Source organism: Pseudoalteromonas sp. APC 3694, from assembly GCF_030407565.1.
Taxonomy (GTDB): Bacteria; Pseudomonadota; Gammaproteobacteria; order Enterobacterales; family Alteromonadaceae; genus Pseudoalteromonas; species Pseudoalteromonas tetraodonis.
In genome coordinates this window covers 1-14904 of record NZ_JASDDE010000003.1, presented here as the reverse complement: position 1 = coordinate 14904, position 14904 = coordinate 1, and the positions used below count along the sequence as shown (strand labels likewise).

Annotated in this window: 13 protein-coding genes; 1 reads left to right on the top strand and 12 read right to left on the bottom strand. The window is 40.2% G+C overall.

Annotated features, from left to right (window positions below):
* Window positions 1-48: 48 nt before the first annotated feature.
* On the bottom strand, window positions 49-912 hold the full coding sequence (locus QMA00_RS01855; protein WP_262976996.1) for a DUF6279 family lipoprotein: 864 nt from the start codon (window positions 910-912) through the stop codon (window positions 49-51).
* A 316-nt stretch (window positions 913-1228) separates the two neighbouring features.
* Between QMA00_RS01855 and QMA00_RS01850 the strand changes: the two genes are divergently transcribed.
* Complete coding sequence (locus QMA00_RS01850) at window positions 1229-1954, top strand: tetratricopeptide repeat protein (protein WP_008112386.1); 726 nt, start codon at window positions 1229-1231, stop codon at window positions 1952-1954.
* 63 nt (window positions 1955-2017) lie between these two features.
* Here the strand turns inward: QMA00_RS01850 and QMA00_RS01845 are convergent, their stop codons facing one another.
* From QMA00_RS01845 to dnaK, 11 genes are all read right to left on the bottom strand, one after another.
* Complete coding sequence (locus tag QMA00_RS01845) at window positions 2018-3436, bottom strand: coniferyl aldehyde dehydrogenase (RefSeq protein ID WP_024600917.1); 1419 nt, start codon at window positions 3434-3436, stop codon at window positions 2018-2020.
* 188 nt (window positions 3437-3624) lie between these two features.
* Entirely contained in the window at window positions 3625-5100 is a 1476-nt protein-coding gene (locus QMA00_RS01840) for an SLC13 family permease (protein WP_076921734.1), read from the bottom strand.
* An 11-nt stretch (window positions 5101-5111) separates the two neighbouring features.
* A complete protein-coding gene (locus QMA00_RS01835) occupies window positions 5112-6068 on the bottom strand; it encodes a porin (protein WP_262976997.1) in 957 nt (318 codons plus the stop codon).
* 173 nt (window positions 6069-6241) lie between these two features.
* Entirely contained in the window at window positions 6242-7603 is a 1362-nt protein-coding gene (locus QMA00_RS01830; protein WP_290155684.1) for a sigma-54 dependent transcriptional regulator, read from the bottom strand.
* Entirely contained in the window at window positions 7596-9326 is a 1731-nt protein-coding gene (locus tag QMA00_RS01825; RefSeq protein ID WP_262976999.1) for an ATP-binding protein, read from the bottom strand. Before QMA00_RS01825 ends, QMA00_RS01830 begins: the two co-directional genes overlap by 8 nt.
* Window positions 9327-9497: 171 nt before the next feature.
* Window positions 9498-9761, bottom strand: coding sequence for a hypothetical protein (locus QMA00_RS01820; protein WP_008112375.1), 264 nt, complete (start codon window positions 9759-9761; stop codon window positions 9498-9500).
* Between the two features lie 163 nt (window positions 9762-9924).
* The gene (locus tag QMA00_RS01815; protein WP_013463170.1) at window positions 9925-10176 is read right to left on the bottom strand and encodes a hypothetical protein; all 252 of its coding nucleotides are present in this window, start codon (window positions 10174-10176) and stop codon (window positions 9925-9927) included.
* Between the two features lie 136 nt (window positions 10177-10312).
* On the bottom strand, window positions 10313-10681 hold the full coding sequence (locus tag QMA00_RS01810; RefSeq protein ID WP_008112370.1) for a response regulator: 369 nt from the start codon (window positions 10679-10681) through the stop codon (window positions 10313-10315).
* Between the two features lie 182 nt (window positions 10682-10863).
* Window positions 10864-11325, bottom strand: a complete 462-nt coding sequence (gene ybaK / locus QMA00_RS01805) for a Cys-tRNA(Pro) deacylase (RefSeq protein ID WP_024600922.1) — start codon at window positions 11323-11325, stop codon at window positions 10864-10866.
* 104 nt (window positions 11326-11429) lie between these two features.
* Window positions 11430-12569, bottom strand: coding sequence for a molecular chaperone DnaJ (gene dnaJ / locus QMA00_RS01800; protein WP_090493208.1), 1140 nt, complete (start codon window positions 12567-12569; stop codon window positions 11430-11432).
* Window positions 12570-12784: 215 nt separating this feature from the next.
* A complete protein-coding gene (gene dnaK, locus QMA00_RS01795) occupies window positions 12785-14701 on the bottom strand; it encodes a molecular chaperone DnaK (RefSeq protein WP_013463167.1) in 1917 nt (638 codons plus the stop codon).
* Window positions 14702-14904 lie beyond the last annotated feature (203 nt).

Genomic DNA, 14904 nt, shown 5'->3' with positions numbered 1-14904 from the left:
GCTTAACAACCCCCTTTAAAATAAGCAAAAAGGATTGGTTAAATGCAGCTATTCTGTAAGCAGTTCATTAACTGTGCCAACCAAGTCAGCAAATTCCTCATCAACATGTGCGACTTGTTTAGGGCTTAAGGTTTGATTTAATTTAACCAGCAACTGTGCGTATGCCCTTAAATTTTCCTCATTTCTCTCAATGAGTTCAGCACTCATAAACAGCTCTCGTTCTGTAATGATAGTGCGTAACTGCTGCGCAAATTGGGCATCATCAAGGGTTTGCTGATTAAAAAGCGCTTCAAGTGCACCTAACCGAGTTAGTTTATAGTCATACCATAAATTGCTGGTACTGATATATTCACTGTTGGCTTGTGACACTAGCGTTCGCTGCTCTGAGGTGAGCTTACCAAGCCATTGTTCGTAATAGTCTAGTTGCCTGTCTAAACGAGACTGCTGATGCTCCTCTTTGGTTAATGAAGCGTGCTCTTTTATTTCGTCATTAATTTGATCGCGAATGTTTTCTATCATTTCACTGCGTTGTGATGGAGTTAACGTTTTTGCCAGCTCGATTAAGGGATCACTCGCGTACAAAAGTAAATTGCGCCAATGCTGCTTTACCTGCGTTATTTTTGCCATTAACTGCGCTGTATCGGCTTGTTTATCGAGCAACTGCCTTAAGTCGAGTAAATCGGCTTTATATTTTGGTAACTCAACCTCTCGGTGCCAATCTCGGGTGTTATTAATAATCACTTTTAACTGCGTTGATTGGCTTTTGTTTAAGTCGACATAATCGTCTATCCAAAACGAAGACAGCCAACCAAGGTTGTTATAAGCAAAGGAGGTAGAACAACTGGCAATAAACAATAAACTGGTTATAAAAATAATTTTGCTTAGTTTTATATTTTTTAAATTATTTAACATTAACAGACCCCGTTTTATGATGCTTTGGTTGCCAAAAATCATCATAAGTAATTATGTAAGCTATTGCTCGCTTTTATTTTTTTCATTTTTCTATAGAATCGCAAGCTAACGCAATTTATATCATGACTATATGCTTAAGTTTAGAATTTTTGAGCTATAGTTAAAGCTACTTGTTAATACGTTTGTATACCTAGGTTATAAACGTTGGCGTTATTAATTTAGCTCATAATTTTTTACCTATCCCTAATAGATTCACTAGGTAAGTTTTACTTTTATGGCGCTTACATAGAACGACAACTAATTTGGAGACATGCTTATGTCACAGTCTAATTTTAAAGCACTGCTACTGGCCGGTATTATGCTCGCTACCCCTCTTGCCTATGCTGGACTAGAAGAAGGGATCAGAGCTGCTAATGCGGGTGAATTTGAAGAAGCACTTAAAGAGTTTAATTATTTAGCTGACAAAGGCTATGCACCGGGTATTTACGAATTAGGTAAGCTATACGAAGGTGGCCATGGCGTTACCCGTGATTATTACAAAGCAGCTGAGCTGTACCAACAAGCCGTTAAAAAGAACCATGTAGATTCAATGTTTGCACTTGCGGTTTTATATGACGAAGGCAATGGCGTTAAATTAGACAAACAAATGGCCATAACCTTATTTGAAAAAGCAGCCAATAAGAACCTTCCCGCAGCACAGTATAACTTAGGTGTAATGTACGCAAATGGCGATGGTGTTAGCCAAGATTATAAAGCCGCCAGAACATGGTATGAAAAAGCCGCTGCTAATAATTACACATTGGCGCAGTTTAATTTAGCACTGATGTATTTTGAAGGCTTAGGAATGCCAAAAAATCTTGAAATGTCGTATGTGTGGAATACCATTGCCGAGTATAACGGCAACATGCAAGCCAGTCACAGCCGTAAACTTGATGAACGTACTATGCTTCCTAAAGAGGTAGCTGAGGCCAAAGAAAAAGCCGATGCAATTTATACCAAAATTTTAGCGGGTACTTATGCTGGCGAAGGACGCCTGTTTTAAGTTAGCTATTATAAAAGCTGAATGAAGTGATTCATTCAGCTTTTTTGTTTTAAGCGTTGCAGGCTATTTTACATAAAGCCACTTTAGCACTTTGATCAGTAATTTATTTTGTTTAAGTAATAAACCAATGCGCGGGTTAACCGAGCCAGAGACTAAGGTATTTTTTGCATGGCTAAAGGTGAGAAAACCTTCTTTGCCGTGATAATGCCCCATCCCCGAATGCCCCACGCCACCAAACGGCACATCATCGGCAGCTACTTGTATTAATGTGTCGTTTACCGCAACTGTTCCGCTGAGTGTTTGCTTAATAATGTACTGTTGCGCCTGTTTATCTTGACCTAAAATGTAAAGGGCTAATGGGTGGTCGCGTAATCGAATATAATTAAGCACGTCCTCTAATTTGTCGTAACTCATAATGGGTAAAATGGGACCAAATAGCTCTTCTTGCATTAATTGCATCTCGTCGGTGACATGCGTCACAATATGCAGACCCATACGATGCTTTTCGCCATCTTGCTGGTTTTGTTCAAGCGGTTTAGTAATTTTAGCGCCTTGCTCTTGTGCTTGCTCTAAATAACCTAACAAACGTTGATAATGTGCAGGGCTTATAATCGAGGTCAGGTTTTTCCCTTCAACACCTTGCTTAAAGTGCTTTTTATAAAGTGTGCACAAAGCTTTAATAAACTGATGTTCTAGTGCTTTAGGAACAAATACGTAGTCAGGAGCCACACATATTTGCCCTGCATTGGCCATTTTGCCAAATAATAGAGCACGCGCGGCTTTATTTACATCGGCTTTTTCTAACACAATGACTGGCGATTTTCCGCCTAGTTCTAAAGTGACTGGTGTTAAATTTTTACTGGCCGCGGCCATAACTAACTTGCCAACAGCCGTCGAGCCTGTAAACAGTAAATGCGCAAACGGCAATGATGAAAACTCACTTGCCACGTCGCTACCACCTTGAATAATGGTGCAGTGTTGCCTTAATTCACCTGCAAATATTTTTTCAATAACGGCATTGGTGTTAGGCGTAAATTCACTGAGCTTTAACATCACCCTGTTACCCGCTGCAATCGCAGTAATAACAGGTACCAATGCTAGTTGAATAGGATAGTTCCATGGTGCAATCACACCCACCACACCAATAGGCTGATAGGTGACACTTACTTTTGAGGGCCATAAGCTTAACCCCGCGCTGCGATGACTAGGCTTAGACCAGCGAGGTAGCTTTTTAATAATATGCGCAAGCCCCTGCATGGTGGGCAAAATATCACCTACTAAGGTATCAAAGGCCGTTCGGTAACCAAAATCTTTAGATACTGCAGCAATTAAGTCTTGCTCTAACGTTACAATGTTAGCGCGTACTTGCTTAAGTAAAGCAAGGCGTTGCTCAATGGGTAAGTAAGGGGTGTCTTCAAAAGAGTGCTTTAGTTCATTAAATTGTGAACGCAAAGTCCCTGTAGATAATGTATCAGTGGTCAAAATAGGCTACTCGATTTATAACGTTTTCAAGACTATAACCTTGATCTGTTACACGAGCAATAAAGAGTGATTTTGCAACATAATGAAAAGCGTTGCAAAAACACTCATAAGGTTGGTTGGAACTCATACCGATGCACTGCTTTTGTGTGCATCGGTTATCTGTTTTGTTAGTTGATTAAAGTGGGTTATTAAAAACCAAAAACCTGAGCTGCTATGGTCATTGTTACTAAGGTAATTAAAACAATAGCGACAATATTTAACACAAAGCCAGCACGGATCATGTCTTTCATTTTAATTTCACCCGAGCCAAACACAATCGCATTGGGTGGTGTGGCTACTGGCATCATAAACGCACAACTACACGCAATCGCAGCTGGAATAACCCACACTAACGGACTGCCAGTTATTGACTCAGCAACAGGCCCCAGCAATGGTAAAAAGCCTGCGGCTGTTGCCGTATTACTGGTAATTTCCGTTAAGAAAGTAATAAGTGCCACCACCACAAGAATGCTCATAACTAAAGGAATTGCACTGGCCCCCTCAATCATGTTGGCAATGTAGACAGCTAATCCAGATGATTTAATTTGCGAGGCTAGCGTCAAGCCCCCCCCAAATAAAAGCAACACACCCCACGGCACTTTAGCGGCACTTTCCCAATCTAAAATACGCGCATCACTGCCTTTATTTGCAGGAAGTACAAATAATAATAATGCCGCTGCAATTGCAATACCGGTATCTGAAATTTTAAGCCCGGTCACATCGCCTAGTAATGGTCTGAATATCCAACAAACAGCTGCAAACGCAAATACAAACAACACGCCCTTTTCAGCACGTTGCATTTCACCTAATTCTTTTAGCTGAGAAGAAAATACCGTTTTAGTATCAATTCGCTTGTTCGCTTGTACATTCGCATCGACCTTATAAGTGAATTTAGTTAACCAAATCCAGCTGATCAGCAACATACCGAGCGCTAAAGGCACACCAACAATCATCCACTCGGCAAAGCCAATTTCAATCTGATAACTGTCTGATAGGTACGCCGCCATTAATGCATTTGGTGGAGTACCGATTAAAGTAGCAATACCGCCAATACTCGCGCCATAAGCAATCGACAGTAAAAGGGCTTTACCAAAACCTTCATTACTAGGATCTGAGCTTTTAACTAAATGGGTAATAGATAAAGCGATAGGTAGCATCATTACTGCTGTAGCGGTATTAGACATCCACATTGATAAAAATGCAGTCACTAACATCATCGCTAAAATCTGTAAGCTTGGTTTTTTACCTGCATAAAGCATAGTTCTTAATGCAATACGCTTGTGTAATCCCCAACGCTCCATCGCTATTGAGATTAAAAAGCCACCTAAAAATAAAAAGATCAGCGGATGCGCATAAGGCGCTGCAACACTTTTTATCGCGGCTATATCAACAATCGGCGAAATCACTAAAGGGAGTAACGCAGTAGCAGGAATAGGCACTACCTCACTCACCCACCACGAGGCCATCCAAAATGCTAAGCCTGCGGTTTTAAATGCTGCCGCCGACATACCTACTGGCGGCTCAACTAAGCAAGTAAGTAGCATGACACATGGGCCAAGTAACAATAACAGCCATTGCATAAATGGCTTTTTATTCGCGTTATTTTCTAAAATACGTTTTGTCATTTGTTCAGCCCTTAAAATTTATATTTAAGACCAAGCGCAACACTGTTATCAGCATTTTCTTCTAGGTCGAGGTCAGTGTACAAAAGGTAAGCGGTAGTTTGCTTATCAAAAATGTAGTCTACACCAGTAGTCCACTGTGAAGCGTCTGAGGTTTGACGTAGTTTTGAATCATCTTTTGCAAATTGTACTTTAGGTACCCATTTGTCTAACTTATAGCTTGCGCTTAGTACATAACCGTTGCCAGACTTAGCGCCGTCAATCGATTCTGAATGCTGGTACAATGCCCCTAATTGTAATTTTTCAAACTTATACACACCCGCAATACGGCTTGCTTTAATGTTATTAAGCGAATCAACATGGCTGATTGAAATAGAGTAAGGTGTTTTATTTAAATTACGGTCGCCGTAAATTAGCGTAGCAGCAAATCCTGCTTCGTTATCTTTGTTGTCATCTTTTGGCGCATAGGTAAATGAAAACTGTGCATTGTGCCAGTATTTAGAGGTATAAGTAATGGTGTCGCCTAATCGGTCTTGTCCGGCAATAACTTGTGAAATATCTGCTTGGGTTTCGTTAAAGTTATCAAGCTTACCTTCTGAATATTTAAAGCGCGTGTCGTTTCGCCCAACCACCACTTCACCAAACGCACCTTTTAGGCCAAGGTAAGTATTACGTGCTGCAAAAGGCTCATTGGTGTCGTCGTGTTCAAAACCTTTTACTTGAACTTCGTATTTAAATACCGCGGTAAAATACTCATTTAATTTATGGTTACCTTTAATGCCAATACGCGAAAAAGGGGCATCTATTTGCGTGCCTTCATCTGCGTAACGCATTATGCCTGTGTCGGTGTTAGCAATTTGTACTTCGGCTTTACCATACACTGTGTAGTCTGCTGCAAAAGTGGTTGCAGGTAACGTGGCAACACTGCATAACGCAGCAAGTACTGAACCTTGGAATAGATTGTTTTTCATTATGTGTCCTAATTATGTGATGCTACTTGTTGTCTGCACCTACAAAGCAAGAACATGACCAACTAAAAATAATAAATATTTTCAGTAAGTTAAAAAATAAAGGTTTAAAAATAAACACTGAAATGTGCGGGTTTCCACACATAAAAAACACTCAACATCACCATTTCCACCCATTAATCGGTGAACATATCCCGATTAAGGTTATATTTACTCATTTTATCGTAGAGGGTTTTACGCGCAATTTGTAAGGTTGTCATGGTGTCTTTAATGCTGCCATGGTTAAGCTCTAGCGCCTCTTCAATTAAGGATTGCTCATAAAAGCTGACCTTTTCGGCTAGGCTCAAATCTAATGATAGCGTGCTGTTGCTTGAGTCACTTTGTGCAAATGCCAGATCGGGGCCTAGCAATACCGCGCGCTCGGCTTGATTTCTCAATTCCCGCACATTGCCAGGCCAATCGTGCGCTAGTAAACGTTGTTGTAGTTCTATATTGAGCGCCCCTAACGGTTTATGAAAGCGGGTCGCAGCAATAGAACTAAAATGCTTAAATAACAGTGGAATATCTGCTTTTCTGTCTCTTAATGCAGGAATACTGACTTTTACTAAACTCAATCGGTAATATAAATCGGCTCTAAACTCACCTTTTTCTACTAGCGAAAGTAAATCGACTTTGGTGGCTGCGACAATACGAATATCAAGCTCTATCGCTTTATTAGCACCGACCGGAGTTACTTTTCGCTCCTCGAGTACCCGTAGTAATTTAACTTGAAGTGATAAAGGAGTGCTTTCAATTTCATCTAAAAAAACGGTGCCGCCTTGAGCAAACTCAAATTTACCTTTGCGATCGTGTGTTGCGCCAGTAAAGGCTCCGCTGATAGCCCCAAACAGTTCGCTTTCTATTAATTGCTCTGGGACTGCGCCACAGTTAATAGCCACAAACTGAAAGCTTGAACGGTTACTATGATCGTGTAAATAACGGGCAACCAATTCTTTACCTGTGCCAGTTTCACCTTCAATCAGCACATCAGCCGGAGTATCAATCACCGTATTGAGTAGGTTCATCATGTGCTGCATTTTAAGCGTATCACCTAAAATACGCACACCGGGCGCCGACGTTTTCTCAACCGCGCGCTTCAGAGCTCTATTTTCCATAACTAAAGCACGTTTGTCTGAGGCCCTAGCAATGCAATCTAATAAATTTTCGTTCAGGGGTTTTTCAAATAAATCATACGCGCCCAATTGCATTGCTTTTACCGCTACAGAAACATCAGCATAACCGGTTAAAAATATCACGGGTAGTTCGCTATCGAATGCTTTTACCTGCTCAATAAAAGTTAAACCATCCATAGTTGGCATATTTATATCACTGAGGACAACGCCACAAAAACTACGATTTAAGCGACTTAAGGCAACACTTGCATCACTAAAACACTGTACCTCATACCCCTCGAGCGTTAATAGCTGATTCAATGAATCGCGGATCATCGCTTCATCATCAATAACAATAATCTGTTTGCAAACAACGGCTTCAATCATTTTTAGTGGCCTCTATGCTTGATAAACTAATAATAAATTGCGCACCGCCTTCAGGGCGATTATGTGCAGTTAAGTAACCATTAAATGATTCAATAATTTGCTTTGAAATCGATAAGCCCAGCCCTAAACCGTTACTTGATTTGGTACTATAAAAAGGTTCAAAAATAGACCCCAGCACATGATGCTCAATACCAGGGCCACTATCTAATATAGAAAGCTTAACGCGCTCTTCAAAGCATTCAACATCAAAACTGAGCTCTCTAACTGGCTCACCTTTCATTGCCTGTGATGCATTGGTGATCACATTAACCAATACTTGTTCAAACTTTAACGCATCGACCCACACCGTGATCTCTTGCGAAAACTGCGGTGCACTTACGTTAACATCGTCTTGTTTAAGTTGCGGGTGGGTGATCATCAACGCATTATTTAATAACGCCGACAGCGGATGAGGCCGAAGTTGCATGGTCGCCGGTTTACTAAAGTGTTTAAGCTGCGCCACTATTTTATGCACCCGCTCTACCAAATTCTCGATAATGATTAAATTTTCATTTAATGCGTTGAGCTTTCCCTTTTTTAGGAAAATTTTAGCACTGGCTAAATAGGTGTTCATTGCGCTGAGCGGTTGGTTAATTTCGTGATTAATGCCCGCACTCAATTGCCCAATAGTGGCTAATTTTGCCGACTGTACTAGTGCGGTTTGGGCTTTTTCGAGTGCTTGGGTACGCTCTAGTACCTCAAGCTCTAAACTGTGACGCGAATACAGTAATTTTTTATACCCGGCAAAGCGTGCCAATAAGCTATATCCAACAAAAATAAACACCCAATAAAATAACACTAGCCATAATAATCTAGGCACCTGTAAGGCGTTAATGTTTGAAATATCAACAAGCACTGTCATGGTTGCATTCAGATGAGTTAAGGGTCTTGAGGCGGAAACGTATTCATCTTTAGCAATTTTAAATTGCTCAATGCCTTGGCTTTTGTAGCGCTGTTGTTTAATTTGTAGCGGTTGATGATCTAAGTAAGCACGGCGCTGTTTAATATCACGACGCGCGGTAATATCAAGCTCTGTAAAACTATTTAAACGCCATTCGGGTTCATCCGACATGGCAATAATATTATCGGCAAGTTGCAAATAAAAATGGCTTCCTTTTGAGGTATTTAAAAGCGAACGATCGTTTTCAAATTTAGCGACATTAATTTTAAGCGCCACCACACCAATGGCTTTTCCATCTAGGTAAATAGCTTGAGAAAAATAAATTCCGCGCTCTTTTGAGCGCTGACCAAGTGCAAAGTATGCGACCTTTTCACCGGCAAACGCTTGTTTAAAATAAGGTCTAAATGCAAAGTTACTACCTAAAAATGTATAGTCGGTTTGCCAGTTACTACTGGCAATAACATCGCCATGAGTATCTAGTATGTATACATCTGAGGCACCACTGGCTTGTTGAATATCAGCAAGGTAATTGTTAATTGCATTAAAGTGTTGTGATTCATTATTAGTAAAACGAATCAATACGTTATTTTCAGTTAGCAGCTGAGGGATAGCCGCAAATCGAGCGAGTTCGTTATCGATATAATTATTTAATTGGATGACTTGTTGATCAGCTTCAATTTTGGCTTGTCCTAAATCATAAGCACGACCAAACGAAAAGGTGACCACCAATAATAGTACTAACAATATACAGGCAAAAATAATTTTTTTGGGGATGGAGAACATAAACGCCTATGACAACTATGATGCCAATAATAAGTAATAGCCACTATTGTATCGATTTATAGGCCTTTGCAGAAGAAACTTTTTGTTAACAATTGTACTGAAACTAAAAAACCGTGAAATATTACATTCCACGGTTTAATCACCTTTTAAGGTGTGCTGTTTTAGCTTAATTTACGCTTTTGCAACGACAGGTTTGTCTTTAAAATATTTGTATAAGCCAATTAATGAGGCTGCAATCCAAAATATTTCAATCACAAAGCTTGCTAAGTTAAAGTTATAACAAAGGCTAATAAGTAACAAAATAGCGCCACTTAAATTCATTAAGTTATACGTTAAACTTTTAGGTGAAACTTTATTTAGTTGCAGTAAAAAAAATGAACCAACCACTAAAAAAGTGCCACTCATACCAACAATATCAAATAAAAGTGCGATCACACGTCTATCCTTTTCCATTTTAAAACCCAACTGACTGGCCCAATCCATGGGGAGGGTTTTTTTCAATCATTGAAACAGCAAAACCAGCGAAGTTTACCAGCGAAATAAAAGCAAACAAGGGCTTATGTCCGCCCCTCACTACTTTAGACTATAAACAAAACGTTTATTTAAACGTGACTTTACCACCAATCATTTTATAGGCAGGGGTCCCTCTTATAATTGTGGGGCGGGCAAAAGGTCGTTCACAGCCTGGGCATACGCATTCAGTATGGGTGTGATCTTGGGTTATTCTTTCTATAAAACATTTTACTAAAGCACCTTTGCCACCTTTACGGTATTTGAATAACGGTGCCTTACACGCAGAACAAAATATATCGACCGTTTTTGTAGGCCCTTTTTTATTGGGCTTAGCCATACTTCCTCAATAATTACTTTACGATTAGTTAATAGCATAATGCTATCACATCAGCGGTAGAAAATAATGAACGGCTGTTGCGCTAATATATTTTTTAAACAGTCGGTAGATAACTCTACTTTATGAACGATTCGCTTTAGGCTTTTATCGATAAACGGGTTAATTGAGCTGATAACACATTCATATTAAAAGGCTTCACGATAAACCCTGACACTTTAGCATTAATCGCTTTTTTGACAGTCGAAGAACTATCTTCACAGGTCACCATAAGTACAGGAAGGTTTTTCAGCTCGGCATCTTTTCTAATATTATCAAGTAAAGTAATGCCATCCATTTTAGGCATATGAAGGTCTGTTATAACCAAATCAAACATTTGATTTTGCAGTATGTTTAATGCTTGAAGCCCATCTGTGGCTTCAACAATATCTTTATAATCTAACTGCCTTAACATATTAATTAATACATGACGCATTAACGGCATATCATCAACAACAAGTATTTTCATGCGTATGTTTTACCAAAATAGCTGCGAGCAAATTTTCATTAAAACAAAGTAAAGGCGACACGCCAATCTAAAAGGTATTAACAAAAACGTGTTATGTGTAGTAACAACATTAGTTAACAATACCTATTGCCGCAAGTAATCAGATGGATACTTGTATCCCCTTATTTTAGCTAAACAAAAGTTTAAAAAACTGCAAACGAAGCTTGGGTTATATGTGCTAAACTTTTTGCACTTAGTGTTACTTCTAACCCTCGTTTTCCGGCACTAACATATATCATTTCAAAATCTAACGCACTGGAGTGTATGTATGTTTTTAGCCGCTTTTTTTGGCCAACGGGGCTTACTCCTCCCAAAATATAACCGGTACTCGCCTGCACTTTTTGTGGGTCTGCCATCATCACTTTTTTTACTGCACAAAGCTTCGCAAGCTGTTTTAAGTTAACCTGCTGAGTGACGGGAGTCACCGCTACAATAAGCTGTTGCTCTGAGGTTTCTAGCACTAGGGTTTTAAATACTTGGGCGCTGTTAAGATTAAGCTTTTCAACCGCTTCGAGGCCGAAATTAGTATTGTTTATATCGTGCTCGTAACTAAGTATGTCAAACTTAATATCGCTTTTTTTTAGCTGCTCTATAGCGGGGGTCATCTGATAAAGTCCAAAATAAATTTCCCTAATAATTTAGCACATTAAACATAAAAAAACGGCGCTAAAAAAGCGCCGTTTTTATTAGGGTCTATTGATCCGACTAATTACTTAGTTAAGTCATCAAAAAACTTTTTAACCCCATCAAAAAAGCCTTGCTCTTTAGGGCGGTTTTTTGAGCTGTCTTTGCCCATACTTTCATCTAATTCTTTAAGTAAGTCACGTTGACGCTCGTTTAAATTAACTGGCGTTTCAATCACAACCTTACAAATTAAATCGCCTTGAGCACCACTGCGTACTGACTTAACACCTTTGCCACGCATACGGAACATTTTGCCCGTTTGTGTTTCTGACGGTATTTTAAGTTTTGCACGCCCATCAAGCGTTGGCACTTCAATTTCACCGCCAAGGCCTGCGGTGGTAAAGCTTATTGGTACTTCACAATATAAATTATTAGCTTCACGAACAAATATTTTGTGTTCACGAACAGATACTTGCACATACAAGTCACCTGCTGGTGCACCATGCATGCCTGCTTCGCCTTCACCTGATAAGCGAATACGATCGCCAGTATCTACGCCTGCTGGGATTTTAACCGATAGCGTTTTAGTTTTTTCTACACGGCCTTGCCCATGACATTTATTACAAGGATCTGAAATGATCTGACCTTGTCCATGACACGTCGGACAGGTTTGCTGCACGGCAAAAAAACCTTGTCGCATTTGTACTTGGCCTGCACCATGACAGGTTGTACATGTTTTTGGTTTAGAGCCCGCTTTAGCACCACTGCCATCACATGGTTCACAACTAACCCAAGTAGGTACTTTAATCTCAACTTCTTTACCACGAACCGCTTCTTCTAAGCTTAAGTCCATGTTGTAACGTAAATCTGAGCCACGTTGCTGGCGTGATTGACGTCGACCACCGCCGCCACCAAAAATATCACCAAATACGTCACCAAAAATATCACCAAAATCACCTTGGCCGCCGCCAAAGCCACCGTGACCACCGCCACCACCTTGTTCGAAGGCTGCATGGCCGTATTGGTCATACATTTGACGCTTTTGCGCATCAGTCAGTATTTCGTAAGCTTCTTTAACTTCCTTGAATTTAGTTTCAAGGTCTTTATCACCGGCGGTACGATCGGGGTGATATTTCATCGCTAAGCGTTTATACGCTTTTTTTATGTCTCGCTCACTCGCATCTTTGCTTACGCCGAGGACTTCGTAATAATCGCGTTTTGACATATCTATCACACTACTCTTTTCTATTTACAGCGTTAGCTGCTGGACAAACCGATAAATCATATCGATTTATCATTGAATTTTTAAAGCGTTTTATTCACTTCTCTTTACATGCAAAAGGCGCGTTAAGCTTTAGCCTACGCGCCTCATGTGTTCATCCTAACTCAAACACTTGATTTGGTCATGTGTTTTAAATTAGCGAGAAGCGTTAGCAACAATTACTTGTCGTCTTTAACTTCTTCGAACTCTGCATCAACAACATCGTCATCTTGCTTAGCTGACTGTTGTTGTTCACCAGCGTCACCACCAGCTTGTTGTGCTTTAGCTTGAGCGATTTCCATTAGCTTTTGAGACTTTTCAGCAAGCGCTTGCGTTTTCGCTTCAATCTCTGCTTTGTCATCACTCTTAATTGCTGCTTCTAGGTCAACAACAGCCGCTTCAATCGCGTCTTTGTCTTCGCTTGGCAGAGCATCACCCGCTTCTTCAATTTGCTTACGTGTACCGTGAACAAGTGCATCAGCTTGGTTACGTGCAGCTACTAACTCTTCAAACTTTTTATCGTCTTCAGCGTGCGCTTCTGCATCACGAACCATTTTTTCAACTTCTTCATCACTTAAGCCAGAAGAGGCTTGAATAGTGATTTTTTGCTCTTTACCTGTATCTTTATCTTTTGCAGATACATGTAAGATACCATCGGCATCAACATCGAATGTTACTTCGATTTGTGGCGTACCACGTTGTGCTGGGCGAATGCCTTCTAGGTTAAATTGACCTAGCGATTTGTTATCACTTGAACGTTTACGCTCACCTTGTAACACATGAATAGTTACTGCAGATTGATTATCTTCTGCTGTTGAGAATGTTTGCGATTTCTTAGTAGGAATCGTTGTGTTTTTCTCAATCAGTGCTGTCATTACTGACCCCATCGTCTCAATACCTAGAGATAATGGTGATACGTCTAGTAATAGTACGTCTTTCACGTCACCTGCAAGTACACCACCTTGAATCGCAGCACCCACAGCTACCGCTTCATCAGGGTTAACGTCTTTACGTGGCTCTTTACCAAAGAACTCAGCAACTGTTCTTTGAACAAGTGGCATACGCGTTTGACCACCCACTAGAATGATATCGTTGATATCGTTCACAGATAGGTCAGCATCAGCTAATGCGCGTTTAAGCGGTTCAATCGACTTAGTCACTAAGTCTTCAACCAGTGACTCAAGCTTAGCACGTGTTAATTTCACGTTCATGTGCTTAGGACCTGATGCATCAGCGGTTACGTACGGAAGGTTAACTTCTGTAGATTGTGCTGATGAAAGCTCAATTTTTGCTTTCTCTGCTGCTTCTTTAACACGTTGCATTGCAAGCGGATCATTTTGTAAATCGATACCTTGATCTTTCTTGAATTCAGCAACTAAGTAGTTGATTACACGGTTATCAAAATCTTCACCACCTAAGTGAGTGTCACCATTTGTCGCAAGTACTTCAAATGTGTGCTCGCCTTCAACTTCATCAATTTCAATGATTGATAAATCGAAAGTACCACCACCTAAGTCGTATACCGCTACTACGTTTTCGCCACGGTTTTTATCCATACCGTATGCAAGGGCTGCAGCTGTTGGCTCATTGATAATACGTTTTACTTCAAGACCCGCAATACGGCCCGCATCTTTTGTAGCTTGACGTTGTGAATCGTTAAAGTATGCCGGTACTGTGATTACCGCTTCAGTTACTTCTTCACCTAAGAAGTCTTCAGCCGTTTTCTTCATTTTTTTCAGTACTTCAGCAGAAATTTGTGGTGCAGCGCGTTTTTCACCGCCTGCTTCTACCCATGCATCGCCATTATCTGCTTTGATAATTTTGAAAGGCATGATGCCGATATCACGTTGTACTTCTTCGTCTTCAAAGCGACGACCAATTAAACGTTTGATTGCAAATAACGTGTTTGTTGGGTTAGTTACCGCTTGACGTTTTGCAGGTTGACCTACTAACGTTTCACCGTCTTGCGTATAAGCAATAATAGACGGGGTTGTGCGATCGCCTTCCGCATTTTCAATAACACGTGCTTTGTCACCATCAAGTACTGCAACACAAGAGTTAGTAGTACCTAAATCGATTCCAATAATTCTACCCATGAATCTTCTCCAACTTCTAAATTCGTTAATACATTCGATGACTAGTTAATAGGGATGCCACAAACTTAATTCAACTGTAAAAATGAAAAAAAACGCATTTTTTTTAATTTATTTACTAGGGGCTGTTGATCTTTGTAGTACATATATCAATCAGCCCACATTGGTAGCCACATCATAGTAAATGCTAAAGCGAGCATTGAATG

Bases quoted from the DNA above. Each gene is read 5' to 3' on its own strand.
- dnaK (WP_013463167.1), bottom strand. From the start codon at position 14,701: ATGGGTAGAATTATTGGAATCGATTTAGGTACTACTAACTCTTGTGTT.
- QMA00_RS01815 (WP_013463170.1), bottom strand. From the start codon at position 10,176: ATGGCTAAGCCCAATAAAAAAGGGCCTACAAAAACGGTCGATATATTT.
- ybaK (WP_024600922.1), bottom strand. From the start codon at position 11,325: ATGACCCCCGCTATAGAGCAGCTAAAAAAAAGCGATATTAAGTTTGAC.
- QMA00_RS01835 (WP_262976997.1), bottom strand. From the start codon at position 6,068: ATGAAAAACAATCTATTCCAAGGTTCAGTACTTGCTGCGTTATGCAGT.
- QMA00_RS01825 (WP_262976999.1), bottom strand. From the start codon at position 9,326: ATGTTCTCCATCCCCAAAAAAATTATTTTTGCCTGTATATTGTTAGTA.
- QMA00_RS01840 (WP_076921734.1), bottom strand. From the start codon at position 5,100: ATGACAAAACGTATTTTAGAAAATAACGCGAATAAAAAGCCATTTATG.
- QMA00_RS01810 (WP_008112370.1), bottom strand. From the start codon at position 10,681: ATGAAAATACTTGTTGTTGATGATATGCCGTTAATGCGTCATGTATTA.
- QMA00_RS01855 (WP_262976996.1), bottom strand. From the start codon at position 912: ATGTTAAATAATTTAAAAAATATAAAACTAAGCAAAATTATTTTTATA.
- dnaJ (WP_090493208.1), bottom strand. From the start codon at position 12,569: ATGTCAAAACGCGATTATTACGAAGTCCTCGGCGTAAGCAAAGATGCG.
- QMA00_RS01850 (WP_008112386.1), top strand. From the start codon at position 1,229: ATGTCACAGTCTAATTTTAAAGCACTGCTACTGGCCGGTATTATGCTC.
- QMA00_RS01830 (WP_290155684.1), bottom strand. From the start codon at position 7,603: ATGATTGAAGCCGTTGTTTGCAAACAGATTATTGTTATTGATGATGAA.